At 55.3% G+C, this 25293-nt stretch carries 23 protein-coding genes and 1 tRNA gene; 5 read left to right on the top strand and 19 right to left on the bottom strand.

Annotated features, from left to right (window positions below; translation table 11 throughout):
* Positions 1–32: 32 nt before the first annotated feature.
* From ACR0IO_RS09790 to yidD, 8 genes are all read right to left on the bottom strand, one after another.
* Positions 33–401 (bottom strand): DUF2946 domain-containing protein, encoded by a 369-nt coding sequence (locus ACR0IO_RS09790; protein WP_170332187.1) that lies wholly within the window; start codon positions 399–401, stop codon positions 33–35.
* Positions 398–1051: a ribosome biogenesis GTP-binding protein YihA/YsxC gene (gene yihA, locus ACR0IO_RS09785; RefSeq protein WP_480741251.1), complete on the bottom strand. Its 654-nt coding sequence runs from the start codon at positions 1049–1051 to the stop codon at positions 398–400. The genes ACR0IO_RS09790 and yihA overlap by 4 nt, the downstream gene beginning before the upstream one ends.
* On the bottom strand, positions 1048–1785 hold the full coding sequence (locus ACR0IO_RS09780; protein WP_480741249.1) for an MOSC domain-containing protein: 738 nt from the start codon (positions 1783–1785) through the stop codon (positions 1048–1050). The genes yihA and ACR0IO_RS09780 overlap by 4 nt, the downstream gene beginning before the upstream one ends.
* Positions 1782–3611 (bottom strand): membrane protein insertase YidC, encoded by a 1830-nt coding sequence (yidC, locus tag ACR0IO_RS09775; RefSeq protein ID WP_480741247.1) that lies wholly within the window; start codon positions 3609–3611, stop codon positions 1782–1784. The genes ACR0IO_RS09780 and yidC overlap by 4 nt, the downstream gene beginning before the upstream one ends.
* A gap of 125 nt (positions 3612–3736) precedes the next feature.
* Positions 3737–5278 (bottom strand): putative bifunctional diguanylate cyclase/phosphodiesterase, encoded by a 1542-nt coding sequence (locus ACR0IO_RS09770; RefSeq protein WP_480741245.1) that lies wholly within the window; start codon positions 5276–5278, stop codon positions 3737–3739.
* 71 nt (positions 5279–5349) lie between these two features.
* Positions 5350–6243, bottom strand: coding sequence for a tRNA 2-thiocytidine(32) synthetase TtcA (gene ttcA / locus ACR0IO_RS09765; protein WP_480741242.1), 894 nt, complete (start codon positions 6241–6243; stop codon positions 5350–5352).
* A 59-nt stretch (positions 6244–6302) separates the two neighbouring features.
* Positions 6303–7925: an acyl-CoA dehydrogenase family protein gene (locus ACR0IO_RS09760; RefSeq protein WP_480741652.1), complete on the bottom strand. Its 1623-nt coding sequence runs from the start codon at positions 7923–7925 to the stop codon at positions 6303–6305.
* Positions 7926–8002: 77 nt separating this feature from the next.
* Positions 8003–8251: a membrane protein insertion efficiency factor YidD gene (gene yidD, locus ACR0IO_RS09755; RefSeq protein WP_480741239.1), complete on the bottom strand. Its 249-nt coding sequence runs from the start codon at positions 8249–8251 to the stop codon at positions 8003–8005.
* Between the two features lie 113 nt (positions 8252–8364).
* Here yidD and ACR0IO_RS09750 point away from each other — a divergent pair, with 113 nt between their 5' ends.
* Positions 8365–9258 (top strand): YwqG family protein, encoded by an 894-nt coding sequence (locus ACR0IO_RS09750; RefSeq protein ID WP_480741237.1) that lies wholly within the window; start codon positions 8365–8367, stop codon positions 9256–9258.
* 2 nt (positions 9259–9260) lie between these two features.
* Here ACR0IO_RS09750 and rnpA read toward each other — a convergent pair whose 3' ends face one another.
* Both rnpA and rpmH read right to left on the bottom strand, forming a co-directional pair.
* Positions 9261–9683 (bottom strand): ribonuclease P protein component, encoded by a 423-nt coding sequence (gene rnpA, locus ACR0IO_RS09745; RefSeq protein WP_480741650.1) that lies wholly within the window; start codon positions 9681–9683, stop codon positions 9261–9263.
* Positions 9684–9711: 28 nt separating this feature from the next.
* Positions 9712–9846, bottom strand: a complete 135-nt coding sequence (gene rpmH, locus ACR0IO_RS09740; protein ID WP_005980833.1) for a 50S ribosomal protein L34 — start codon at positions 9844–9846, stop codon at positions 9712–9714.
* A 296-nt stretch (positions 9847–10142) separates the two neighbouring features.
* Between rpmH and ACR0IO_RS09735 the strand changes: the two genes are divergently transcribed.
* The 4 genes from ACR0IO_RS09735 (at position 10143) to ACR0IO_RS09720 (ending at position 13838) form a co-directional block, all read left to right on the top strand.
* Positions 10143–10874: a TVP38/TMEM64 family protein gene (locus ACR0IO_RS09735; RefSeq protein ID WP_170332171.1), complete on the top strand. Its 732-nt coding sequence runs from the start codon at positions 10143–10145 to the stop codon at positions 10872–10874.
* A 3-nt stretch (positions 10875–10877) separates the two neighbouring features.
* On the top strand, positions 10878–12296 hold the full coding sequence (locus tag ACR0IO_RS09730; protein WP_480741234.1) for a dihydrolipoyl dehydrogenase family protein: 1419 nt from the start codon (positions 10878–10880) through the stop codon (positions 12294–12296).
* Positions 12297–12314: 18 nt separating this feature from the next.
* Entirely contained in the window at positions 12315–13697 is a 1383-nt protein-coding gene (locus ACR0IO_RS09725; RefSeq protein ID WP_480741232.1) for an ATP-binding protein, read from the top strand.
* A 64-nt stretch (positions 13698–13761) separates the two neighbouring features.
* Positions 13762–13838 (top strand) — tRNA-Arg (locus ACR0IO_RS09720).
* 465 nt (positions 13839–14303) lie between these two features.
* On the opposite strand, the gene ACR0IO_RS09715 is transcribed toward ACR0IO_RS09720, so the two are convergent.
* The 9 genes from ACR0IO_RS09715 to ACR0IO_RS09675 all read right to left on the bottom strand — a co-directional run bounded on the left by ACR0IO_RS09715 (position 14304) and on the right by ACR0IO_RS09675 (position 25291).
* Complete coding sequence (locus ACR0IO_RS09715) at positions 14304–15452, bottom strand: hypothetical protein (RefSeq protein ID WP_480741231.1); 1149 nt, start codon at positions 15450–15452, stop codon at positions 14304–14306.
* A gap of 300 nt (positions 15453–15752) precedes the next feature.
* Positions 15753–17291, bottom strand: a complete 1539-nt coding sequence (locus ACR0IO_RS09710; protein WP_480741229.1) for a hypothetical protein — start codon at positions 17289–17291, stop codon at positions 15753–15755.
* Between the two features lie 172 nt (positions 17292–17463).
* Positions 17464–18141 (bottom strand): hypothetical protein, encoded by a 678-nt coding sequence (locus ACR0IO_RS09705; RefSeq protein ID WP_480741226.1) that lies wholly within the window; start codon positions 18139–18141, stop codon positions 17464–17466.
* Between the two features lie 130 nt (positions 18142–18271).
* Positions 18272–19426 carry a Gfo/Idh/MocA family protein gene (locus ACR0IO_RS09700; RefSeq protein ID WP_480741223.1) on the bottom strand — a complete coding sequence of 385 codons (1155 nt, stop codon included), beginning with the start codon at positions 19424–19426 and terminating at the stop codon, positions 18272–18274.
* Positions 19426–20481, bottom strand: a complete 1056-nt coding sequence (locus tag ACR0IO_RS09695; protein WP_480741219.1) for a sugar phosphate isomerase/epimerase family protein — start codon at positions 20479–20481, stop codon at positions 19426–19428. Before ACR0IO_RS09695 ends, ACR0IO_RS09700 begins: the two co-directional genes overlap by 1 nt.
* A gap of 27 nt (positions 20482–20508) precedes the next feature.
* Positions 20509–21537 (bottom strand): LacI family DNA-binding transcriptional regulator, encoded by a 1029-nt coding sequence (locus tag ACR0IO_RS09690; RefSeq protein ID WP_480741216.1) that lies wholly within the window; start codon positions 21535–21537, stop codon positions 20509–20511.
* 37 nt (positions 21538–21574) lie between these two features.
* A complete protein-coding gene (locus ACR0IO_RS09685; protein ID WP_480741214.1) occupies positions 21575–23197 on the bottom strand; it encodes a dihydroxyacetone kinase subunit DhaK in 1623 nt (540 codons plus the stop codon).
* An 11-nt stretch (positions 23198–23208) separates the two neighbouring features.
* Entirely contained in the window at positions 23209–24201 is a 993-nt protein-coding gene (locus tag ACR0IO_RS09680) for an ABC transporter ATP-binding protein (protein WP_170332160.1), read from the bottom strand.
* Positions 24194–25291 carry an ABC transporter ATP-binding protein gene (locus tag ACR0IO_RS09675; RefSeq protein WP_170332158.1) on the bottom strand — a complete coding sequence of 366 codons (1098 nt, stop codon included), beginning with the start codon at positions 25289–25291 and terminating at the stop codon, positions 24194–24196. The genes ACR0IO_RS09680 and ACR0IO_RS09675 overlap by 8 nt, the downstream gene beginning before the upstream one ends.
* Positions 25292–25293: the final 2 nt, after the last annotated feature.

Here is a 25293-nt window from a genome sequence, read left to right as displayed (position 1 = left end):
AACGCGCGGACTTACCTGTTTGTTTCGCGAAATCAGGAGTGTAGGGGCGGTGCCCTCGCATCATATCGGGCAAAGAAACCCGCGCTTCGATGCGTAAAGTCTTCGTGCGACCAGCGAGGCTGAATCGGCATCTCAAAAGGAAGAATGACCTTGTGTTCCGGCACAGTGGCATCAGCGGTCAGACCCGCAAAGGGGCACATGACACGCTCATCCGTTTCGTCATGGATCGGGTCGCTTGGATCAAGATCGACCCATTGCTCGACCGTTCCCTCACCAGTGCAGAGCACCAGAAGAATTTTGCCATCGTGACCTCGCGCGGGCATCCAGCCCTGCGGGATGGCACCGGTGATTGCCAGCGCAAGCAGCGTCAGAACGCCGAGGATGCGGGCAAACGCAATCATTCCAGATGAGCGATGATGGATCGCAGGGTCGGAATGCCGTCCCCTTTTTCAGACGAGGTCAGTACAATCTCAGGGAAGGCGGCAGGGTGTTTGGACAGGGCTTTGCGCACCTGTTCCAGTACCTTCTCGCGATCCTTGGCTTTGACTTTGTCCGCCTTGGTCATGACGCATTGAAAGGTCACGGCGCTGGTATCCAGAAGCTTCATGATCTCATCATCAACGGGCTTCACCCCATGGCGCGAGTCGATCAGAACAAAGGCACGGCGCAAGGTTTGACGTCCGCTGAGGTACTTTTTCAGCAACCTCTGCCATTTCTCGACAACTTTGACCGGAGCGTTGGCGTAGCCATATCCGGGCAAATCGACCAGATAGAGATCGGGGCCCTGCGTGAAAAAGTTGATTTCCTGCGTGCGGCCCGGTGTGTTCGAGGCGCGAGCCAGACCTTTTGTGCCGGTCAGTGCATTGATCAGACTGGATTTGCCCACGTTCGAGCGGCCGGCAAAGCAGACCTCCAACCGGTCGGGCGAGGGCAATCCGTCCATGGCTACAACGCCTTTGACGAATTCAGACTCACCGGCGAACATTTTGCGTCCGCTTTCCAGAGCAATCGCATCCGGATCTTCGGCCAATGGGAATGGTAACGCGCTCATATCACTTCGACCTTGTTGCCAATCTCGATCTTGCCACCTTCGATCACTTCGGCATAGACGCCAAAATCCTGATGATCCCACGCGCTGAGCGCACCAAGCGTATCTGCGTCGCGCTCGCCGGTTTCGGGGTTGGCAGTGGTCGCGAGGCAGCGCGTGATGCGCTCTCGCACCCGCAGCAGGGTCTCACCGATCCGGATATCGCGGCCCGGCCAATCAAACTCCTCCCACAGGGGGAGACCGTCGAACCAGATGTTTCCGCGCCAACGGTTTATCGAAAGGTTTTGACCCAGCTTTTGTTCGACGGCGCGATGCGAAGCCATGTTGCACAGGCTGATCGAAGGAAAGTCGCTATCGGTCATGCCGCGGCCGGGGGCACGGATGATGCGTGCTGATGCCGCCCGATCTGCTGGCATCAACGGTTTGACCCAGTTCAGGAACATATCCTGCTGCGTGTCGGGATCGAAGCTGAGATCAGGTTGTTTAGGATGGCTGAGCGTGACCTTATCGCATTCCAGCCGTGCCGAAATAGCCATGAGCTGCGGCGCCTTGGCCCCGCGACTGAAGTTGGCGCAAGGCACCCATTCCGAGCCGTCGGCTTTCGAGGCTTCGTGCGCAACAGCCCAAACACGATCCCCGGGCATGGTCTGCCCGGGGATCAAGGTTACATCATCAAGACTTTCACGGCCGTGGCTCTTGATCGGATGCCGCCAGATACTGGTGATAGCTCCGGTCATTTGTCATCCGTCTTTGGCGTCCGTTTGAAGCCGGACTTGATATTGCCGAATACGTCCGGCTTGTAGCCCTGACTGCGCATGATCAGGTACTGCTGGGTGAACGTGATCGTGTTGTTCGCAATCCAGTAAACCACCAGACCACTTGCAAAGCTGCCCAGCATGAACATGAACACCCATGGCATCCAGGCAAAGATCATCGCCTGTGTCGGGTCGGTTGGCGCCGGGTTCAGTTTCTGCTGCAGCCACATCGAGATACCCAACAGCAGGGGCAGAATCCCGATGAAGATCAGTGCCAGGAACGTATCCGGCTGAGGTCCTGCCCATGGCAGCCAGCCGAAGAAGTTCATGATCGAGGTTGGGTCAGGTGCGCTGAGGTCGCGGAACGGTCCGAACCAGGGGGCCTGACGCAGTTCGATCGTGACGAAAATCACCTTGTAGAGCGAGAAGAAGATCGGAATCTGCATCAGGATCGGCAAACAGCCAGCGGCCGGGTTCACCTTTTCCTTCTTGTACAGTTCCATCATACCCTGCTGCATCTTCTGGCGATCGTCGCCAGCAGCCTCTTTCAGGGCCTCCATCTGCGGCTGAAGTTCCTTCATCTTCGCCATCGAGACATAGGATTTGAAGGCCAGCGGGAACAGGATCGCCTTGATGATCAGCGTCAGGCCGATGATGGACCAGCCCATGTTGCCGATCAGAGCATTGATGTTGTGCAGCAGCCAGAAAATCGGCTTGGTCAGGAAGAAGAACCAGCCCCAGTCGATGCTGTCGATGAACTTCTGAACGCCTTGGGACTGATACTCTCGGATGGCTTCCCATTCCTTGGCGCCGGCAAACAGGCGTGTGGTCACCTCGGCCGTCTCGCCGGGTGCAACAGTCAGCGTCGGCAGAACCGTTTCGGTCTGATAGATCTTGCGACGTGCGTCATATTTTGCAGCTGCTTTGAATGCCGAACCGGGTTCCGGGATCAGTGTGGTCATCCAGTAGTGATCGGTGAAGCCGATCCAACCGTCTTCTTTGACCTGATATACCTCGGCCTGCGCTCGTTCGTTCGGATCGATGTCGAAATCACGAACATCGCCATAGTCAACTTCGGCCAAGGTGCCATCGGCCATGCCAATCACACCCTCATGCAGGATGAAGAAGTTTTTCAGACCCGGAAGATCGCCATCTTCACCGATGCCGTGGCGGGCGAGGATTCCATAGGGCGCCATGCCGACTTCGCCGCCGGTGGTGTTTTCGACCGACTGCGTCACCGTGAACATATAGTCTTCGTCAACTGAGATCGTGCGGCGGAAGATCAGACCCTTGCCGTTGTTCCAGGCCAGTGTAACCGGGCTATCTACACCCAGCGTTTCGCCCTGATCCAGTGCCCACAGCGTGTTGGGGCCGGGGACATCCGCGCCGGCCAGACCCGCGCCCGGTGCCCAGCCGTAGAGGGCGTAGTAGGCGGATTCCGTGCCAACAGGCGAAAGCAGCTCGACAATAGGGGAATCCGCTGCAAGCGAAACTTTGTAGTCTTTCAAGGACAGCTCATCGATCCGGCCACCGGATAGTGACAGGCTGCCGGTCAGGCGGGGCGTGTCGATCGTAACGCGAGGGGCTTCGGCTTCGGGCTGCACCTCGGATGTTGCGGCTGTCGCTTCACCAACGGTGCTGGTGCTGGATGCACTAGGCGTCTGAACCTCGTTACCGTCAGTTGCGCTGATAGTCGTCTGGTCCGTGGTCGGTGTCTGTTCCGGCGGAGGGAACAGCACGAACCAAACAAGGATCACGAGAAAGCTGAGCGCGGTTGCAAGGATGAGATTCTTGTTCTGATCGTCCATCGGGGACAGCCACCTTGAGCAGTGAAAGACACCGGAGGGTTCAACAGAGTGCAGCCCCAAAGGTCAAGCGGAATCGCCCCTGATTTGCCGATGACACTGCGGTTGATCACGGGATTTCGTGATTTTCAGCCGGTTTTGCGCCCGATCTTCGGTGTACCCTTCATCTTGCTGCGATGTGCGGTGATCCAGTCCAGCGTCTTTTCGAATGGCATCGGCTTGGCAATTCCGAAACCCTGAACGTGATTGCTGCCCAGTTGTGCCATCAACGCGTGTTCACCCGGCGTCTCGACGCCTTCAGCTAACGTTTCCACATTCAACCTTTCGGCCATGGTCAAAATGGCGCTTACCATCTGTTGTTGGCTGGGGTCCTGATCAGATTTGGTCACAAAGGATCGGTCAATCTTGATTCGAGTGACTTCAAAACGCTTAATGGACGCAATAGACGCATGACCGGTGCCGAAATCATCCAAATCAATACAACAGCCCAGTTTTGCAAGCCCTGTGATATTCCGGGTTATCACGTCGTCCGGGCGTCTGGAAAAAACAGTTTCCAATATTTCGATGGCCAGACGATCCGGGGTCAGGTCGAATTGATCCAGCTCCCATTTCAAACGATCCAGCAGGGCCGGATTCCTTAGTTCATCAGATGAAAAGTTTATTCCGATCCTCGGCACGATGATCGCAGCGCGATCCCACGCCTGCATGGCACTGAAGGCGTGATGGCGAATGACCTGCCCAAATCGTTCCATCAATTTTGCCTGTTCCGCAAAAGGTAGGAATACATGTGGTGACAAAACGCCCTTTACGGGATGTTCCCATCGGGCCAACGCCTCAAAGCCGGTAATTTGTCCGGTATCAGTCGAAATTTGCGGCTGAAACCATGGGCAGATCTGACCATTGTCCAGTGCATTATCAATTTCCTTGCGCAGATTTGTCTGCACAACTGATCTGCGATGCGTCTCGGCGGTGTAGGCCCGAATTGTAGAGGGTCCGTTTTTTTGAGCCTCGCTCAGAGCTGTACGTGTTGCTTCGATCCAATCTTCCGCATTTGTTTCAGGTATGTTCGACAGCATGCAGAAACCGATTGAACACGAGATATATATACTCGCCTCATTCAGGGTGATGGGTTCTTCAACAGCACCCTGAATTCGGCCGGACATCTGTATGCAGGCCTCAAGATTAAGGTGCTCGGAAGGGGTCAGGCCGATAAGAAACTTGTTCTGCTCGATTTGCGTTGCGATGTCTTCGCTGCGGATCATCGACAGAAGTCGTGCGCTGAACTGGCTGAAAATGTACTCAGCGGTCGCCTGCCCGTGCAGGTCATGAATTTCTGTGTAGTCATCAAGCGCCACGATTATACAGGCCGAGTTACTGCCGGCTGCCCCTGCTGCTTTTGAGAATTCGTCCAATGTCTCGCGGAACAGATCATTTCCCATCATACCCCTGGAACGTCCAGCGCCGCCTTTGAGGTGCAATGGCCAGATAATGAAATTGCCAATCACGGCGAACAGAAGTGGCAGGCCAAGTGCGACCGCAAGCAAAGCACGTTCGCCACCAAGCCAGAATGCGCCCAGACATAATGCTGGTAGAAACGCCAGAATCTGTGGACCTGAGATGATGACCACAAACTGATCGCACAGTTTTTCGAAAATGGATTTTGTCCGCATCGGTTCTTACGGCCTTCCGCTTGGGCATGAAACGCACAAGCCAACCGTAGGAAACCAGTCTGAGTCAGACGTTAACGCAGCTGAGGAATTTCGTCCCGATCCTCAACTTCATCGGATGAATTCAAAGAAAGATTGTTAAAATCGAACAGTTTTGGATCCAGAAGGTGGGATGGGCGGGCATTTGTCAGAGCCCGGAACATGACCTGACGTCGACCGGGTGAGTTTTTTTCCCACTGATCGAGAATCTGTTTGACCTGTTGCCGCTGCAGTCCGTCCTGACTGCCACACAGATCGCAGGGGATGATGGGATAACTCATCGCATTGGCGAATTTCTCGCAATCGACCTCAGCCACATGGGCCAGCGGGCGGAAGACGAACAGGTCGCCTTCTTCGTTCACAAGCTTGGGTGGCATCGTGGCGAGACGCCCGCCATGGAACAGGTTCATGAAAAACGTCTCAAGAATATCGTCGCGGTGATGACCCAGAACGACGGCAGAGCACCCCTCTTCACGCGCGATGCGATAGAGATTGCCGCGACGCAGCCGTGAGCAAAGTGCGCAATAAGTACGCCCCTGAGGGACCCTATCCATGACAATTGAATATGTGTCCTGATATTCGATCCGGTGAGGGACGCCCATTCGCTCCAGGAACTCAGGCAATACTGTTGCGGGAAAGCCGGGCTGCCCTTGATCCAGATTGCAGGCGAGCAAATCCACAGGCAGCAGGCCTCGCCATTTCAGCTCATATAGGACAGCAAGCAATGTATAGCTGTCCTTGCCGCCAGACAAACAAACCAGCCATTTGGGCGGTTTGGCGTCCTTGGCATGGGCAGACTCGTTCACCATCCCGTAATGCTCGATCGCTTCACGGGTCTGGCGCACTATGCGTTTACGCAGCTTCTTGAACTCGGTGGTCGAGGGCGCGCCGGCGAATAGCGGGTGGATATCGTCTGCTTCATCAAACATGGGCTGCCCCTATATCAGATGTGGCGACCGGGCAAGTATGTGGTCAGATGCGCCTTAGCTTATTGAGTTGAGAGACGCTGGATAAGGGCTTCGGTGTCCAGTCCTGAGACCGATCCGGGAATGTGCCCGCTGTTTCCAAGAATGCGTGTTGCTATGTAGCCGTCCGCCACCGCACCCGGCGCATGACGTAGCAACAGTGATGCTGTCAGCAAAAGCGCTGTCCGTTCAGCAAACCAGCGGGCTTCGGCTTCGGCAGGCAGGGTTGGCCAGCGATCCCGATGCTCTTTCAATGCTGCATCGTATCCCCGATCCGTTCCGACGGCGGCACTCAGTTCAGCTTGCAGCACCTCCGCTGCCAGAGGATCACGAGCAAGGCTCCGCAGGATATCGAGGCAGATGACGTTGCCCGAACCTTCCCAGATTCCGTTCAACGGTGCCTCTCGGTAGATCAGGGGCATGGGGGTGTCTTCGACGTATCCCATGCCCCCCAACACCTCCATCGCCTCGACCGTAACGACAGGGCAACGCTTGTTGGCAAGGAATTTTGCCAATGCAACGGCAATGCGGGCGAATGCGCGGTCTTCGGGGGTTGTACCGTCAAAGGCCTGCGCCACCCGCATGCCCAGCGTCAGCGCGCCTTCCCAGTCCAGCACGAGGTCGGCCAGAACGGAACGCATAAGGGGCTGGTCGATCAGGCGGCGTTGAAAGGTGCTGCGATGTGCAACCCAGTGATGTGCTTCGGCCAATGCGGCGCGCATCAGACCGGCAGGGGCCATCGCAGTGTCTAGGCGGGTGTGATGGACCATTTCGATGATCGTGCGAACACCTGCGCCTTCATCACCCAGCTGATAGGCCAGCGCATCATTGAACTCGACCTCGGACGAGGCGTTGGATTTGTTCCCCAGCTTATCCTTTAGGCGCATGAGGTGAATGGCGTTGCGCTCCCCCTCGAGCCAGCGGGGAAGCAGGAAACAGGTCAACCCGCCCGGGGCTTGTGCCAGTGTCAGAAACCCATCCGACATCGGCGCGGAACAGAACCATTTGTGCCCGCGCAGCCGCCAATGATCCCCGTCGCGTGTGGCTATTGTCGTATTCGCACGCACATCCGAGCCGCCCTGTTTCTCGGTCATGGCCATGCCAAGTGTGGCACTGCCTTTTTCACCGATGGGTTTGGTGGATGGATCATAGCTGCGAGCTGTGAGCTTGGGGCGCCAGACCGAAGCGATCGCTTCGTTCGCAGCAAGCGCGGGAATTGACGCATAGGTCATAGTCATAGGGCAGCAATGCCCCGGCTCAACCTGGCTTGCCAAGTACATCATGGCAGCATGGGTTGCATGACCACCCGGCTGCCCGTCCCATGCAATTGATGCATACCCGGCGGATTGACTGATCTGCATCATTTGGTGATAGGCGGGGTGGAAACGGACTTCGTCCAGACGTCTGCCACCCTGATCAAACAGCCTGATCTCAGGCGGGTGGCGGTTCGCGTCCATACCTGCGTCCCGCGTTTCCCTGCGCCCCAGAATATTACCATACGAGGCCAGCGGTTCTGTACGCCCGCCTGCGAGGGCGATCACGTTTTGCAGCACCGGATCTGAAGTCCAGAGATCACAATCGCCCCGAACAGGGGGTTGGTTGTGAACTTCGTGTGTGGGCAGGGTATGTCGCGCTGCAGATATCATGGGGGCCTCGGGATCTGATGTCCCAAGTGTCGAGCGCGCGGCAGAACGGGTCAAGCCTGACGGCTCGTCACATGGCCTCAGGACTTTTCATCCGGGGTGTCTGTCGCATCGGGAACCGGATCGTATCCATCTCCGCCCCAAGGATGGCATCGGCTGATGCGCCGTGCGGCCAGCAAGCTTCCCTTTATGGCCCCGTGCTTTTCAAGAGCCTCCAGAGCATAGGCCGAGCAGGTCGGTTGGTATCGGCAATTGAAGCCAACCCAGGGGCTGAACAGCAAGCGATAGGCGCGGACCGGGAGAGCGGCGATGAAGGCAAGAGGTGTCATGCCTGTAACCTAATTGCAGCAAGAGTTAGGGAAAACCTGTCAAATTGACCAGATTTGTAGACGGGTGGTGTGAAGTCCGACTTTCTACCATTGATTGAAAGAGGGGTAGTGTCATGTATCTTTGGATTGTCGTGGCTATAGCGGTCACTGCCTATCTGTACCTCGAATGGCGAAATCGCAAGGCTGCCAAAGCTGAACGAGATGCCAAACCGCCGGTTACAACAAAAGAGCTGAACACGTTTCTGGACAGTCTGGAAGCAGCGCGCCTGCCAATGGCTGCGTTGCACCCGGTCGATGGCGATCCATCCATGACGGCGTCACGCATTGGCGGACCGCTCTGGTCTCCGGAAGAAACGCAATGGCCATCAGATGAAGATGGGAATCCCATGTTGCTTGCGGCGCAACTCAATTTTACAGAATTCGGTGGCCTTAACGAGTTTCCCGATAAGGGGATATTGCAGGTGTTTCTGCAGGTGGGGGAAGACGGACAACTGAAATGGCTGGATCCGCATGAGGGTTTTAGAGTCAGGTGGTTTCCGAAACCCTCACAGGGTGTCGTTCAGCAAGTCCCTGAACGGCTGGCTATGGCCAAACGCGGAATGTTTCGGACCGAACAGGCACGACAACGCGGCGTAGCCCTCAGAAGTGAAGTGACCAGCGCACCCGCGAACTCATATATCTGGCCGTATTCAGATCGTGAGTGGGAATTGGTCGACAGAAATCCGGCGGATGATGATGCCGCAGAGATGTTGGGCAATTGGGAAGAACGAATGGAACAACTTGCCGATCTGCCATCTGAGCATTGGGTGGGCGGGCATCCCAACTTCACGCAGGAGGATGTTCGTCATGATCCGGAACTGCATGACCTCGATCGTGTCATTCTACATCTGGGTTTCGACAAACATGTCTGTATGGGTGATGCCGGAGAGCTGAACCTCATGATCGCGCGCAAGGACTTGCTGGCGCGTGATTTTGCCAAGGCTTATTGCACTTGGGACTGCACGTAACGCTACTTGCGGGCGTGCAAACGCGTGAGCGCCTGACGCAAATCCTCGATCATGGCCTCGAAGGGGCGATTGGCCGTTTCGTTGGCCCGACCGATCAGAACATAATCCCACCCATCGCGGCCCTGGTCGGGTATCACAGCGCGTGCAATTTCACGCAACCGGCGCTTGGCGCGATTGCGTGCCACAGCATTGCCAACCTTTTTGGAGCAGGTGAACCCAACACGAATGCCCGTGGCCTCATCAGGCGCACGTTTGCGGCCCTGTACCATCATCGAGGCGGTGCCTTGCCTGCGCGCGCGGGCCGCTTTCAGAAAGTCCGACCGGTTTTTTAGAACAGTCATAGTTTCAGGCGCGCAAACGGACGCCGCCGGGGGCGTTTCCCGGGGTTGGTTCTTACCATCCTCAGGGGCCTCCGGCGGCGTCATGTTCATCAGAACCTTGTCGGTGGGCGGTTTATGCGCTCAGCGACTTGCGGCCGCGTGCGCGGCGTGCGTTCAGGATCTTGCGGCCGGCCTTGGTGGCCATGCGCGCGCGGAAACCGTGGCGGCGTTTGCGAACCAGGTTCGAAGGCTGATAGGTGCGTTTCATCGCTCCGTCTCCAATCTATATCGGTCGGGTGCGGCGCGGATTCGCCTGCCCGTAGTGTTCGAAGCCCGTCCTCTACTGCTAAGCGGGGGGTAAGTCAAACCCCAAGAGTCGGGTTTTCGCTGCTTTTGCAATAATTCTGTAGTCGAGGCTGACAAAAGGTTTCAAAATCCGGATTTGATACGGAAAACACTCACATTCACAGCCACAAACATCAAGGCCACGTGAGGTCCCTGTTGCTGACTGCCCCGGCAGCGCATGTTGTGGGCAGGATGATTCATAAGAAACCGGAAAGTCAGATGAGTGACACAACACCGGCGCCGCGGGGCGGGCTGGCGCGACATATACCATTGCTTGTGATCCTGGGCGTTGCTGCAGCAGGATTCTTTACGCTTGGCGACTACCTGACTTTTGAGACTTTGCGCGACAATCGTGAGGCGCTGCTGGCATGGCGCGATGCGAACTACTGGGCCATGGCGGCAGCATTCATTGCGATCTACATCGTGATTGTTGCCTTTTCGCTGCCTGGCGCGGCCATCGCCTCGATGACCGGAGGATTTCTGTTCGGGTTGTTCGCCGGGACGGTTTTCAACGTTGTTGCAGCGACGATCGGAGCTTCGGCGATCTTTCTGGCAGCGCGCTGGGGCCTGGGGGAGTCGCTGACCCGGCGACTGGAATCATCTGAAGGGACGATCAAAAGGCTCAAGGATGGTTTGCGCGAGAACGAGATTTCAGTGCTGTTCCTGTTGCGTCTTGTTCCGGTGGTGCCTTTCTTTGTGGCTAATCTGGTACCGGCATTGGTTGGTGTAAAGTTCCGCAACTTTCTGCTGACCACCGCGCTGGGCATAATCCCCGGAGGCATTGTCTACACATGGATAGGCGTTGGCTTGGGTGGTGTATTTGATCGCGGCGAAACTCCTGATGTATCGCTGCTGTGGGAACCGTTTGTGATCGGGCCGATCCTTGGCCTATGTGTTCTCGCGGCGCTGCCCATCATCATCAAATCTCTGCGTGGCCGAAAGGACGTCTGACAGATGCAAGAGCTGAAAACCGACATCCTCGTGATCGGGGCCGGGTCCGGTGGTTTGTCCGTTGCCGCAGGTGCGAGTCAGATGGGGGCTGATGTCATCCTTCTGGAAGGGCACAAAATGGGTGGCGACTGCCTGAATTTCGGCTGCGTCCCGTCCAAGGCTTTGATTGCCAGCGGCAAGGCGGCATATGCGCAGGCGCATTCTTCGGCCTTCGGCGTCTCTGATGCTGTCCCTCAGGTGAATTATGCCTCAGCAATGGTACATGTGCGGGATGTTATCGCGCAGATCGAACCGATGGACAGCCAGGAACGGTTTGAAGGGTTCGGCGTGCGAGTGATCCGGGAATATGGCACTTTCATATCGCCGACGCAGGTACAGGCGGGAAACAACGTGATCACCGCGCGGCGCGTTGTTGTCGCGACCGGGTCTTCACCGTTGGTGCCTTCGATCCCGGGGCTGGATCAGGTGCCGCATTTCACAAACGAGACGATCTTTGATCTGCGGGACAAGCCTGAGCATCTGCTGATCATAGGTGCGGGCCCGATCGGGATGGAGATGGCGCAGGCGCATATCCGGCTCGGATGTAAGGTAACCGTGATCGAAGGTATGACTGCGCTGGGCAAGGATGACCCGGAAGCGGCAGCAATCGTGATCGATTCTCTGCGTGCTGAAGGGGTTGAAATTCACGAACAGGCAATGGTCGCGCAAATTCGTGGCAATGCCGGAGCGGTCGAAGTTGTCACTGAAAATGGTGATATATACGCGGGATCACATTTGCTGATAGCAGCGGGTCGAAAGGCAAACATCGAACGCCTGAACCTCGAAGCGGCCGGGATTGACCGAACGCGGACAGGTATCAATACGGATGCCTCATTGCGCACATCGAATCGAAGGGTCTATGCGATTGGCGATGTGGCGGGTGGAATGCAGTTCACCCATGTTGCGGGTTATCAGGCAGGGGTCATCATCCGCTCTGCGTTGTTTGGTTTGCCATCCAAGGCCAAAACCTCGCATATCCCGTGGGCCACATATACCGACCCTGAGTTGGCCCAGGTTGGTCTGACCGAAGCGCAGGCGCGTGAGCAGCACGGCGACAAGCTGGAAATTGCTCGCTTTGACTATCAACACAATGACCGTGCTGTGGCAGAACGAAAAACCAAAGGTTTCATAAAGGCCATGGTCGTAAAAGGCCGTCCCGTCGGCGTCACAATCGTGGGGCATCAGGCTGGGGAACTGATCAACTTGTGGTCGCTGGCATTGGCCAATAACCTTAAGATGGGCCAGATCGCTGCGATGGTATCGCCATATCCGACGATCGGAGAGCTTAACAAACGTGTGGCGGGAGCCTATTTCTCGCCAAGGCTGTTTGAGAATCAGACAGTTAAACGAGTGGTCAGGTTCGTCCAGCGCTGGATCCCCTGACCGGGAAAGGAGCGCCATTTGAACTCGCTGTCGGGCCGTTTCCTGATCCTGACGACGGTCTTCGTTATGTTGGCCGAAGTGCTGATCTTTGTTCCTTCGATCGCCCGCTTTCGTGAGGATTTCCTGCTGAACCGGCTGGAGCGTGCCCAGATCGCGTCGCTTGCCCTGTTGGCCGATGATATGCTGGCCGAGGATCTTGAAGCCGAGTTGCTGGCAAATGCAGGGGTCTACAACGTTGTGTTGCGCCGGGACGAAGTGCGTCAGCTGATGCTGTCATCACCTATCCCCGAGCAAATCACCAAGACCTATGATCTGCGCGATGCAGGTCCGTGGATATTGATCCGGGATGCAATGATCCGGTTCTTCACTGTGGATGATGAAGTCATTCGCGTGATCGGCGAGCCGGTCAAAGGTGCTGGTCTGCTGATCGAAGTCACGATGGACAGCGCACCGCTGCGCATGGCGATGACAGACTATGGTCTGCGTATTCTTGGCCTGTCGTTTGTCATTTCGATCATCACCGCCTTTTTTCTGTTTCTGGCCGTGCGCGTGGTGCTTGTGCGCCCCATCAAGGGCGTTGTGGGGTACATGCAGCGTTACGCCAGTGCCCCCGAGGACGCGCGCGGCATCATCTCGCCAAACTCCAAGGTAACGGAGTTGCGCGAAGCGGAAGAGGCGCTTCAGATGCTGCAGACCGATTTGACACAGGCGCTCAAGCAGCGGGAACGCCTTGCGCAGCTTGGAGGGGCCGTTGCCAAGGTCAGCCATGACTTGCGCAACATTCTGACATCAGCACAGCTGTTCACTGACCGGATCGAGGCGAGCGACGATCCTCTGGTCCGGCGCATGGCACCTAAACTGGTGAATTCGATCACGCGTGCGGTCTCGTTATGCGAAAGCACGCTCGCCTTTGGTCGCGCCGAGGAGCCAGCGCCAACACTGACTATGGTGAACCTGCGCGACATTGCGAGCGATGTCGCGGCCAGCGAGCAGTTGGCAGTAGCTGACGCCTGCGTCGAAATCGTCAACGAAGTGCCCGAGGATCTGGTCGCCCGCGCTGATCCGGAACAGATTTTTCGCGTCATCCTCAATCTCGTGCGCAACGCGCGCCAGGCTTTGGTGGCGTCTGGAAAACCTGGACGTATCACAATTGCAGGCGGTGAAAATGATGCGAACTGGTGCGTCGAAATTCAGGACACAGGCCCCGGCTTGCCACCAAAGGCGCGCGAGAATCTCTTTACCCCTTTTCAGGGTGGTGTTCGCAAAGGCGGATCTGGCCTTGGTCTGGCAATTTCGCAGGAATTGGTGCGCGGTCATGGCGGGGAACTGGTGTTGAAGAACACCGGGTCTGACGGAACCACCTTTGAAATAAGGCTTCCGCGTGGAGATGGAACTTTTTGAATTTTTTTTGAAGAATCGCCTTGCACGTCCTCGGACCTGGGTCTAAATACCGCCTCACCAACGCGGACCGATAGCTCAGCTGGATAGAGTACTTGACTACGAATCAAGGGGTCGGGGGTTCGAATCCTCCTCGGTCCGCCACTGGTTTCATGTTGGACGTCAGACGAATTTGACCTTTGCGTCACAAACTGACCCAACACCCCCTTGTCACACGCCCGCAGACTGTTGCGTTTGATCTGACTTCCCTTCTGGAAATCAGGGCTGATTTGCAGATCAGACGGCGAAGCCGCCTGTTCCTGCGGATCTGCCACGTGGCGAACGCGGGAGGGGCGAGGCAATGCTATTCGACAGGTGTGGTGCGGCCCGCACGCAAAGCCGAGGACACGGCCCTGTCTAAAAGGGTTGCCCGAGGGGGAGGGCCGCGCCCTCACCCTGACGGCCAAGGGCGTTTGGCTTGTCCAAATCCCACTGACCCAAAAAAAGTTCGATGTGTCTAACGTCCAAGATGTTTGACTTTTCCGTCACTACACTGACCCACAATCAGAAAATCGGTAAAGGTGAAGGCTGCGGAACTCTTCCAACAGCCTCCTATCTTGCGGTCTTTGGCTATTCGACGGATTTATCTGACCTTTGGCTGGCGTAAGCTTTGAGCATCATTTCCGTGTACTCAACGGTACTGGAGGTGTGCTCGCCCAACCCCGGCCAAGCAAAAGGCAACTCCCGCAGGCATAGCTCTTGCTCAACATTGATTCCGAGAAGAGCCGCTACTTTTAGAGCAGACACTGGTTCCTTGTACTCCGGCCAAAGGTCTTCATCAAAGGTGATCCAGACATCGTTGTCTTCAAGAACGTTGATATCTGCAAATAGAGCCCCCAAACGCTCGCTTGCGTTTGAAGCGTCTTCAACAAGTGCGCTTCGGATCAACAGCGTAATTTTCTTGGGATCAAGCTCTAACTTCAGCCGTGTGTCTCTGACGTCGACAACCAAGTCAGGCCTCCCGGGAATGTCTTTGTCCGCAATTGGTTCGGGTCTTGCATCACCATCTTCAAGCCACCAAGCATTCTCGTGGATATCGAGCGGAGAGGCGCCACAAGTTGGGCAATGCCAAAGGCTCTTCGCAATCTGATTGCCCGTCATCGATGAATTACAATGCAGGCAATACCATTTATTCGCCTCAGCGCCACTTGTCGGATGGCGGGCGACACCTTCTTTGTCAGGTTTTGTAGACCGTCTCGGCCAGTCAGATGCAATACCGGCACGAACCTGTTCCGCCCGTTTGAGTGCAATACTAAGTGCCTGTTTCTGAAATTGCGGTTCGTGAACGGGTGCCTCTTGTTCGATCTGCTCAGCGATCTCAAGGCGAGGTGCCTTGTTCGGTGCCTCCGGTACGTGAAGGTGCCATCCTGTCCCGTACAAATGAACATCGCCCAGTGAAACTGAGATTTGGTATTCGTGCCCGTCGATCTTTCCGTGTTGAACATCGTTTTCGAAAATCGAGGTTTGAATATAAGAGCCATGTTTGGGTCGGCCAGCTTCATCTCCAGGAAGAGAGTTTATGAGCAGGCTTTCTACGCTCGACAGTTGCGCCTGCGTTGGAAGCCAACCTGTTCTGTGCTCCCTTGTGACGTCGTTCCAATGTGGGAACCCAAGATGCCTGGCAACAAAGTCACGTGCTTCGTGTAAAGGAACCTGTTGCGCTCGTGCATAGCGCTTTGACAGTTCTTTCAGTTTTTTTAGTGAATGTGTCGGTTTCATGATCCATATCCGAACTGGATCCGAAAAGGTGCCCGCTGCTTATCGGACCCTGCCAACGGCATGGTATCCAAAAAATTAATTTCGCGTTGCTTTGCTTCGCATGGCGGGCACACCGGCCTACGCGTCAGGCCAACTACACTATCCGACGATAACTGAGGAAGGTCAAGCGGACCAAACCTGCCTTTCACTGATCGGTCAAGACGCTGCGGCGTGGCTCGTCATTTCGGACATTCGCTATAAGCGCTAATATGAGCAACTCAAGCCGGCCTCGCAAAATCCGAGAGGGTGTCACATTCCTTCTTAGAGGACCGAACCGAAGTCCTCCAAAGCTTCAAACTTACGTTCTGCTTTGGTGATCGGGTGTTTCGCATAGTGTTCGTCAAATACTTTGCCCAAACCCTTGGCATTCACCTTTGTGATAAGCGAGCGGACATCTGGTCCCGCGATCAACTTGACGCTGTAGCGCTTGGTTTCATTGGAAACAGTTTCGGCTAATTTTAATGCGTCCTCCATAAATCCGCCGGAGGTCCAAAACTCGAAGCTAAAAACACGGTTCTGCAGAGTCTCTTGCGCGCGAAAGTGTTTGTTTAGGCGACGCGCCTTGGTTCGAATCCACGCCTCTAGCTCTTCGGCGTCTACCTTATGAGTTGGCGCGTAGCCTTTGCACTCGATTAGCCGCACGGTTTCTGCCGAAACACAGAACACATCTACTTCGTATCGCTCGGCAGTGTCGATGAAGACCTTTTTCCCAATATCGATTGAACCTCCTCCTTGAAGCGCTGCGACATGCCCGACGATCAGTTCGAACAGCGCACCACGTAGATTACCCGCCGCTCCTTCGATGTGACCCAGCTGGCTGAATAGGGTTTCGACTACTTCCGGGTTCTTGGCAGCAATTGCACTGGCGTGGCAAAGAGTTTCCAGGAGGCCCGCTAAACCCCGAGCGACCTCTCGGCCAAAGAGAGCCGATGGTTTTGTTGCGATGATACCGTTAGCACGAAGTTCGTGAAATGCATCAGGGTGGAAGCCGTCAGCAATTATTACTGGGAGGAAGGGCGGCAGCCGCTTCATCGCACGCGAGCTTTCACACTTGCGTAAAAAAGCCTGAGCGGTCGCTAAGTTCAGTTCACCTAGGTAGACATCGGCCACTAGAAAGCCCGGTTTAGGTTTACCGTCGGCGTAGCGCACCATGGGTGTCAGGTAGCTGGGTGCAACTAGGTCAAAAGCATGCGTCCCAAATTGTGGTAGCGCTTGGCCGCGCTCTCGTATGGCAACTTTGTTGTAGCTGACCATTCCGAGCTTGCGAGCCCAGTCGGCAACCGCGTCCAAGAGGACCCGTTGAACAGTGAGCTGCGCGGCAAAACTGTCCAAGTCCACTGGAAAACCCGAATGGTGGTGAAAGGCTACAACAGATGTCTCGCCGACATTGAACTCAGTTAGAAACCCTATGCCTTTGAGGCGGGCTAGGACTGCATCGCTGCCTGTCTTCTTTTTCTGTTTCAGCGGCGCACCAGCGATGATTGGGAAGAAATCTTTTGGAATGATCCCGCCCTTCGCAATCATACCGGCTATTGCTGGCCCGTAGGTTGGGCTGCCTCCAGTCAGGGCATCATAAAGCCCGTCCCAATACCGATGGGTGCCGAAATGCGTCTCGTGAAAGTAGAAACGAGCGTTGTTTGGAAAGCTAAGTCCAGAAAGTGTCTTAACCGAAGCAGGCCTGCGCTTAAGCCTTTGACGAGCGGTATCGGGTGAAAGCCCTGTTCCTTCAAGATGGCGAAGTATATCCGAAGTGAGCTTCGGGCCATGTTTCAAAAGGTACTTTGAAATGTCATTGGTCATAGAAGGAACATAGTGTCACACCGCGCTATTTATAAAAGAACTACATTGTACGGTCGATATGTTTTTTTGCTGCTTCATGTTTTAATGATTTCAAAGAGTTATCAGCCTCTCTCGGTAGCACCTGTCACGCACCTTGTCACGCGACAGCATGGAAGATACGAGATTTGCAGTCCTACGCATCATTTTCTGCCCATGAAACTTGGGGGTGAGATGACAATACAGTCACCGACTTCGTCGCACGCGTGAGAGCCACATACCAATCTTCCTTGGTCATTCCATCGTACTCAACAATTATTACATGCTCGAATTCCAAGCCTTTCAATAGAAGTGTACTGCCGACACTCCTTCGGGCGACATGACGGCCTAGGTGCCGGGATTTGGCTTCAATGTCCCCCGCCGCTTCGGAAAGCAGTGCGCCTGTTGCTCTTGATGTTCGAAGCGCTGCGAGCATCATACGAAGTAGCTCTTGGCGATAAGGGAAAATGTCGTCTCGATTCAATATCCCCTCAACAAGTTCCAGCACGTGCAGCAACCCGTCTGGCTTTGTAACTCGGTCTCCGATGTCGATGAGATCACCGAATTTCTTTCGCCCCGCCTGTCCACCCTTTTGGTGAGACACAACGGATCTCGGGAAGTCAGCCCTGAGCCCAACGACGCATAGCTTCACGAAATCTAATACTGCGGTCAGCCTGTGTTCATCGCTTGCCGTCTCAATGGATTTTGAGTGTTTTCGGAGTGGCTTACACGAAACAGGTTCAACCACAGCAAATTTCTGCTTGGCTACTTTCTCGGCGATTTTGGCTCGCGACAAGCGGTGATGGGTGGTGCGCTCAACCAGAGATCGCTTCACATAACACCCGTTCAGAGACGTTCGCGGTTTGTCGTTCCGGAGTGTTCATCTACAGGTTGGGTGCGCTTCGGTTTTTGGTAGATACCCGTGCTGCCTTCCAAGATTTCTGACTTATGCCCACAACCAGATTTTAAGTTAAGCTGACCCACGCCGCATTCCTTGAAGAGCTTTGCACGCATGCGGCCACAAATTTAACACCATTGAGTCCGTCATGAACCGTTGGATAAACAACTGACACGTCAGGTGAAATCCCATTTCGGAAGGCATGGATTACCTCAGCTGCCTCTCCATAGATATTCGCGAACCCCTCAAGATATCCCTCGGGATGTCCCGGAGGAACTCTACTCAACCGATTGGCAGCATCGCCAGCTCCAGCTCCATTTCGGGTGATCAGACGTTTGGGTTCATTGTATGGTGTGAACCAAAGGTAATTGGGATCTTCCTGATACCACTCCAACCCACCTTTTTCGCCATAGACCCGCAAACGAAGTGCGTTTTCATTGCCGGGAGCCACCTGAGAAGACCAAAGCATACCACGCGCTCCGCCTTCGAAGCGAAGTAACACGTGCGCGTTGTCATCGACTTTGCGCCCCGGCACAAAGGCCTGCAAGTCCGCCGCCAGGCTTTCCGCTGTCAGCCCGGTTACAAAACAAGCGAGATTGTAAGCATGAGTCCCGATGTCTCCGGTTGATCCACCCGCGCCCGAGCGTTCGGGATCGGTTCGCCACTCAGCCTGTTTGAAATCCTGCTGCTCGGTCAGCCAGTCCTGGGGGTATTCAACCTGAACCACGCGGATCTTGCCGATATCTCCGTTAGCGACCATTTCACGCGCCTGCCGAACCATCGGATAGCCCGTGTAATTGTGGGTCAAAATGAATAGGGCGTTCGCGCTTTCCGCCGCTTTGACCAGCTTTTTTGCATCGGTGAGGGTTGAGGTGAGTGGCTTGTCACAAATTACATGAATACCGCGTTTCAGGAACTCACGCGCGGCTGCATAGTGAACGTGATTTGGCGTGACAATTGAGACTGCTTCGATCCCGGATTTCAGTCGGGCTTCCCTTATCGCCATTTGTTTGAAGTCTTCATAGACCCGTTCGAGCCCCAACGCCTGACCACTTTCAAGAGATTTCTCTGGCGTCGAAGACAAAGCACCGGCAACCAATTCAAACTTGTCGTCCAGTCGCGCCGCTATTCGATGAACGCCACCTATGAAGGCGTCGTTCCCGCCGCCAACCATGCCAAGTCGAATGCGGCCTGAAGTTTCTTCATTGCGTCCAGTGACCATCATTCAATCCCCAGCATTTTGCGATTGGCCGCTTCGTCTGCGCCACCGTCAGCGAAATCATCAAAGGCTTTTTCAGTCACACGGATAATGTGATCTGACACAAACTGAGCGCCTTCACGCGCTCCATCCTCGGGGTGTTTGAGGCAGCATTCCCATTCGACCACAGCCCAGCCATCAAAATCATTCGCCGCCATTTTTGAGAACACTGCACCGAAATCCACCTGGCCATCACCAAGCGACCGGAAGCGCCCGGCACGATCGACCCAGCTTTGATACCCGGAATAAACACCCTGCCGGCCGGTCGGGTTAAACTCGGCATCTTTGACATGGAACATCCGGATCCGATCTTTGTAGATGTCGATATTGTCCAGATAGTCGAGGCATTGCAGCACGTAGTGCGACGGGTCGTACAACATGCAAGCGCGTGGGTGATTGCCTGTCCGTTCAAGAAACATCTCGTACGTCACGCCATCGTGGAGGTCCTCACCTGGGTGAATTTCGTAACAGACGTCAACGCCGCATTCCTCGGCGTGATCCAGTATTGGCACCCAACGACGAGCAAGCTCCTCGAATGCCGTTTCGATCAAACCAACAGGTCGCTGCGGCCAAGGATAGACATAGGGCCATGCCAATGCGCCTGAGAAAGTCGCATGCGCTGTAATACCCAAGTTCTTCGAAGCAGATAGCGCTTTTTTAACTTGGTCTACCGCCCATTCTTGCCGGGCTTTCGGGTTTCCTCTGACGCTTTCGGCTGCAAAACCATCAAACGCGCTGTCATAGGCCGGGTGAACGGCCACGAGTTGGCCCTGAAGGTGGGTTGAAAGTTCAGTGACTTCGACGCCATTTTCCTTGGCTTTGCCCTTGAAGTCATCGCAATAACTGGCGCTGGATGCGGCTTGTTCCAGGTCGAACAACCGGCCATCCCAACTAGGAACCTGAACGCCCTTGTATCCACAGTCAGCCGCCCATCTAGTGATCGCGTCCCACGAATTGAACGGCGCTTCGTCCCCCGCGAATTGCGCAAGAAACAAAGCTGGACCTTTGATTGTTTTCATAAAATATCCTCCCCAAAACCTGAGCCTCTATGGCGGTAAATTTTCCTTCAGATAGATGTCGATACGGATACGTTCCTGTGCTTTGTTAAACGGAACCTTGTCCGAAGTTGCGCGTAGTAGACGGACGGCAGAACGAACAATGTGCCCGGTATCTTGCGAGATTAAGGCGTCAAATGTGCCAAGCTTAAGCGCCTCACGACTGAGCGGAGTAAGCTCATGAGCTATGATCACCAGATCTTTGCTGAGTTTGTTCTCTGAAAGAAATTGAATCAGTCCTGCATTGCCTGCCGCGGAGGAATAAATTCCAACCAGATCCGGATAGGTTTCAAATATCTCGGGCATCATCTTGTAAATCAGGTCCGGGTCATCCCGGCCCTCGACAGACGCTACGACTTCGAGATGTGGAAACTCCTCAGCCACAACTAGATCAAAGCCTTGGCGACGCTCAAGGTGGTCACGTGCCAAACGGGATCCTGTAAGTACCAAAACCTTCCCGTCGCGATGCACAAATCGTCCCATCAGCTGAGCGGCCGTTCGTCCTGCTGAAACGTTATCAATTCCTACAAAGTGGTCTCGCTCAGAACTCGGCAAGTCAGACACCAACGCAACCACCGGAACACCTTTGTCCCTGAGCCTTTTCACTGCGTCGCGGACAGAAGGCGTTTCGGGCCCGAATACGGCGACTCCGTCAATATCCAAACTGTCGACGGCATCCAGAATGTTGACGATATCTTGCGGCTCGAATGGAGCGACTTTCTTAATCGCAATGCGGGTCCGCTCGATGAATTGGTCACGAGATTGTTCTGCGATCTGACTGCTGATTGCCTCAACAAACTCGTTGTCTGTGTCGGGTAAAACAAAGAGGAAGTTGTAAACTCGGTTTCGCGCCAGGTTGGCCGCGGCCGTGTCGCGCACATAGCCCAGCTCATCAATCGCCTTTTGTACTTTCTGCACGGTCACTGCCCGCACGCCGGGGCGCCTGTTCAAGACCCGGTCAACAGTCGCCAGACTGACACCCGCAACGCGCGCGATGTCGTTGACGGTTGGCTTTTTCACCAATTCTAGTTTTTGTTTTTGGTCTTCCACGTGTTCTTCAGCCCTCAATCTCCCGCGCTAAGCCTTCAAACAACAAGGCAACGGCCTCAGCGCCGGGATCGTTATGTCCAACTAGGTTCTCTTCGGGAACATAGGCCGCGCGGCCCGCCTTCGCACGACGAATATTCGCGGTGTTGTTCGCGCCTTCGCGGGCAGCTTCGGCTGCATGCGTCAGACCAGATGGTAGTGCGGCAAGTGCTGGTGCCAGGGCGTCAATCATTGTCCTGTCACCGACCTTGGCACCCCCAACCTGGCTGACCCTATTCAGACCTTCGATCAAGGATTTCGGGACAGACGCGCCGCTCGCACAGGCATCTCCGGCTGCGTTGAAGAAGATCGCGAGTATCACGCCGGAAGAACCACCCATGGTCTGGCTTAACTCGTTGCCCAGCGCCGGAAACAGTTGTGTCAGGTCAGCAAGCGGCATTCGGTCGAGGCTACCTTGCAATGCTCTTGCGGCCGTCGCCAATGTGCTTCCTGTGTCGCCATCTCCGGATTTCGCGTCCAGCTCGTTCAGGTTCTTCTCAGCGTTGATGAGCAGTTCAGACAACCGGGTGATCGTTTCCCTTGTGGCGGGATTGTTTGAAGGAATTGGATCGATAGGAGTCAGGCCGTCAGGCAAAGGTGCAACTTTTATTGGATCGATAGAATTGACACCGGGCCAAGCCGCCAGATCAACAGGCGCTTTAAGCGCCGATAAATCGTCGTGATCTACAGGCAGAATAGAAACAGAAAACCCATGCATATCCAGCGATGTCATCATTGGAGCCGGGCCTATGATGTGATGGGCAATACCAGTTTCGGACAAGGCATGCGTGAGGACAGCCATTTCCAACGGCGTTGTAGAACCCAGGTTGTTGACCAACGCCACACAATCCCCGGACCCCACCCGTTGTTTCAGCTTCTCCACAACTGTGGACATGGCCGATAGAGCATTTGAGAATTCGACTTGCTGTACACCGGGCTCGCCATGGATACCCAAGCCGAGCTCTGCTTTCCCGGGGGCGATCCGGTCCTCTTTTGGAGATCCCGGAACGGTGCAGGTGTCCAGGCTCATACCGATGCTGACGACCTTGGCTATGGTGCGTCTTGCTGCGGCGGTGACGGTGTCCAAGTCAGCACCGCCTTCAGCAAGCGCCCCGGCGATTTTGTGTACGAACAACGTGCCGGCTACGCCACGTGGTTGCGGAAGGTCGGGCAGGGCGATGTCATCGTCGACGACGACCATCTCTACCTTGCGACCCAATGCACGGGCGCGTTCAGCTGCTAGTCCAAAGTTTAGCCGGTCACCTGTGTAATTCTTGACGATCAGCAGGCACCCAGCCTCACCCGTAACCGCAAGAATGCCCGCCAATACTGCCTCTACCGATGGGGAAGCAAACACTTCTCCGCAGACCGCTGCTGTCAGCATACCGGCGCCAACGAAACCTGCATGGGCGGGTTCGTGGCCAGACCCACCACCGGAAACCAAGGCGACTTTCGACTTGTCCCAATCTGACCGGTAGACAACCTTGATGTGCGGGTATCCATCCAATCGGGTGAGCTGACTGCCGGAAGAGGCCAGAAGGCCGTCTATCGCCTCTGTCACCAGAGTTTCTTTTGTGTTGAGGAACTGGGCCATGCTTTTGCTCCTTAATTCACTCGCGCGCCGGACGCGTCAAAATACAATGGGTTGTGTGGGCGGATTTTTATAATTTTTCCAGATGGATAGTCCTGATGGACATCAATCAAGGTCACAACCGGGTGACCGTTTAAGTCCAGGTGCAACCGTGTTTGATCCCCAAGATGTTCAGCACGTATCACACGTGCTTCACTGCCTTCGCCTTCGATGATGTTTTCCGGGCGCAGGCCAATCTGTGGGCCTTTGTGATCGCCTCCGAACAACTCGGACGGCAAGATATTGATCCGAGGCAGACCCAACCGGCTGGCTACGTAAACACTGCCCGGGTTTTCGTAAATGTCCCGGGGTGTTCCGTACTGCACCAACCGGCCGTTTTCCAAAACCCCGATATGCGTCGCCATTGTCATGGCTTCGACCTGATCATGGGTCACGTACAGCAAAGTCGATCCCAGATCTGCCTGAATTCTCTTCAGTTCTACCCGCAAATCCGCCCGTAGCTTGGCGTCCAAAGAGCTGAGCGGTTCGTCCATCAGAAATATCTGGGGGTCGCGCACAAGCGCCCGTCCAATTGAAACGCGCTGCATTTCACCGCCAGACAATTCCGTGGCTTTGTTGTCCAGTTTGTGTGGGATCTGGAGGATCTCAGCGACTTCGTTTACCTTCTTTGTGATCTCATCCTCTGGTGTTTTCAGGATCGGCGACCGCAGAGGGAAAGACAGGTTTTCCCGCACTGTCATATGCGGGTACAGCGAGTATTGCTGGAAGACCATTGCTACATCGCGCTGAGCGGGAGTGTCTATTCCAACGTCACGCCCGGCAATGCGCACTGTTCCTGAATCCAGTTTCTCAAGCCCTGAAATCAATCTCAGTGTGGTTGTTTTTCCCGCACCAGTCGGACCCAACAACACCACAAAGGCACCGTTGGGGATCGTCATTGAGATATCATCCACCGCTGTGATGTTGCCGAAAGACTTCGAGATGTTCTCCAGAACGACTTCAGCCATTGCTTAGTACCTCGTCGTTCAGAGCGGACCTCAAAGCGCGCCCGGTAGATTTTTCAAATAGGGTTACTGCGGGAGAGCGGAACTCCAATCCTACTGTCTCACCGGGACTGACGACTTCGCGGGCATCAATCCGGGCTTTCAGCTCTCCGTTCGGGCTTTGCAACGTCACGATCTGAGTGGTTCCCAGGTATTCCGCTGCCAGAACCTTGGCCCGGTATGCGCTTGCATCCGACAGAAAGACATGTTCCGGACGGACACCAAAAACCAATTCACCTTCGGCCCCTTCCATCAGCTTGGGCACCGCTTCGTCATGGCCGTTCAGTCGGACCATTTCCGAACCGGGTTCGACCTTTCCCTGAAACGGCAGGAAGTTCATCGAAGGAGACCCGATAAAATCCGCAACGAACATCGTCGCCGGCTTGTCGTAGATTTCCTGAGGTGTGCCGAATTGCTCGATCACGGCGTTGTTCATCACGACGATCTTGTCGCCCATTTGCATGGCCTCCAACTGATCATGTGTGACGTACACAGTTGTCGCGCCCATGCGATCATGCAGCGCGCGCAGTTCTTCGGCCATGTGTTCCCGGAACTCTGCATCCAACGCACCAAGGGGTTCGTCCATCATGAACGCCTTGGGCTCGCGCACAATCGCGCGACCCAGCGCCACGCGCTGCCTGTCGCCGCCTGAAAGCCCGCCTACAGGGCTATCGAGTATGTCGTTGATCCCCAGAATTCCCGCGACTTCTTCTACCTTTGCTTTAACGGCCGCGCGCGGCATACCCTGCGATATCAGCGGGTAGCTGATGTTCTTGCGCACGTTCATATGCGGATACAGCGCGAACATTTGGAACACGAAGGCGATGTCTCGTTCGGATGGTGGTCGCTGGCTGATCTCTTCACCGTCCAGATAGATTTCACCCGACGTTGGAAGTTCCAATCCTGCGATCATCCGCAGCGTCGTCGTCTTTCCGCAGCCAGATGGCCCCAGCAGCATGAAAAACTCACCATCCTCGATCGTGAACGAGCTTTCGCGGACGGCCGTGAAATCGCCGAACATCTTCTTTACGTTTTTGACTACGATCTGGGCCATTT

The sequence above is a fragment of the Ruegeria sp. CE12 genome (genome assembly GCF_056537525.1).
Note: the sequence above shows the minus strand (reverse complement) of the source record. Positions and strands in the feature narration are given on the sequence as shown.

What these genes read in the sequence shown, in the direction of transcription:
- ACR0IO_RS09710 (WP_480741229.1), bottom strand. Translation starts at nt 17,291, where the DNA reads ATGACCAATGACATTTCAAAGTACCTTTTGAAACATGGCCCGAAGCTC.
- ACR0IO_RS09715 (WP_480741231.1), bottom strand. Translation starts at nt 15,452, where the DNA reads ATGAAACCGACACATTCACTAAAAAAACTGAAAGAACTGTCAAAGCGC.
- ACR0IO_RS09685 (WP_480741214.1), bottom strand. Translation starts at nt 23,197, where the DNA reads ATGGCCCAGTTCCTCAACACAAAAGAAACTCTGGTGACAGAGGCGATA.
- yihA (WP_480741251.1), bottom strand. Translation starts at nt 1,051, where the DNA reads ATGAGCGCGTTACCATTCCCATTGGCCGAAGATCCGGATGCGATTGCT.
- ACR0IO_RS09770 (WP_480741245.1), bottom strand. Translation starts at nt 5,278, where the DNA reads ATGCGGACAAAATCCATTTTCGAAAAACTGTGCGATCAGTTTGTGGTC.
- rpmH (WP_005980833.1), bottom strand. Translation starts at nt 9,846, where the DNA reads ATGAAACGCACCTATCAGCCTTCGAACCTGGTTCGCAAACGCCGCCAC.
- ACR0IO_RS09695 (WP_480741219.1), bottom strand. Translation starts at nt 20,481, where the DNA reads ATGAAAACAATCAAAGGTCCAGCTTTGTTTCTTGCGCAATTCGCGGGG.
- yidD (WP_480741239.1), bottom strand. Translation starts at nt 8,251, where the DNA reads ATGACACCTCTTGCCTTCATCGCCGCTCTCCCGGTCCGCGCCTATCGC.
- ACR0IO_RS09750 (WP_480741237.1), top strand. Translation starts at nt 8,365, where the DNA reads ATGTATCTTTGGATTGTCGTGGCTATAGCGGTCACTGCCTATCTGTAC.
- ACR0IO_RS09680 (WP_170332160.1), bottom strand. Translation starts at nt 24,201, where the DNA reads ATGGCTGAAGTCGTTCTGGAGAACATCTCGAAGTCTTTCGGCAACATC.
- rnpA (WP_480741650.1), bottom strand. Translation starts at nt 9,683, where the DNA reads ATGACGCCGCCGGAGGCCCCTGAGGATGGTAAGAACCAACCCCGGGAA.
- ACR0IO_RS09735 (WP_170332171.1), top strand. Translation starts at nt 10,143, where the DNA reads ATGAGTGACACAACACCGGCGCCGCGGGGCGGGCTGGCGCGACATATA.
- ACR0IO_RS09700 (WP_480741223.1), bottom strand. Translation starts at nt 19,426, where the DNA reads ATGGTCACTGGACGCAATGAAGAAACTTCAGGCCGCATTCGACTTGGC.
- ACR0IO_RS09760 (WP_480741652.1), bottom strand. Translation starts at nt 7,925, where the DNA reads ATGATATCTGCAGCGCGACATACCCTGCCCACACACGAAGTTCACAAC.
- yidC (WP_480741247.1), bottom strand. Translation starts at nt 3,611, where the DNA reads ATGGACGATCAGAACAAGAATCTCATCCTTGCAACCGCGCTCAGCTTT.
- ACR0IO_RS09790 (WP_170332187.1), bottom strand. Translation starts at nt 401, where the DNA reads ATGATTGCGTTTGCCCGCATCCTCGGCGTTCTGACGCTGCTTGCGCTG.
- ACR0IO_RS09675 (WP_170332158.1), bottom strand. Translation starts at nt 25,291, where the DNA reads ATGGCCCAGATCGTAGTCAAAAACGTAAAGAAGATGTTCGGCGATTTC.
- ACR0IO_RS09730 (WP_480741234.1), top strand. Translation starts at nt 10,878, where the DNA reads ATGCAAGAGCTGAAAACCGACATCCTCGTGATCGGGGCCGGGTCCGGT.
- ttcA (WP_480741242.1), bottom strand. Translation starts at nt 6,243, where the DNA reads ATGTTTGATGAAGCAGACGATATCCACCCGCTATTCGCCGGCGCGCCC.
- ACR0IO_RS09780 (WP_480741249.1), bottom strand. Translation starts at nt 1,785, where the DNA reads ATGACCGGAGCTATCACCAGTATCTGGCGGCATCCGATCAAGAGCCAC.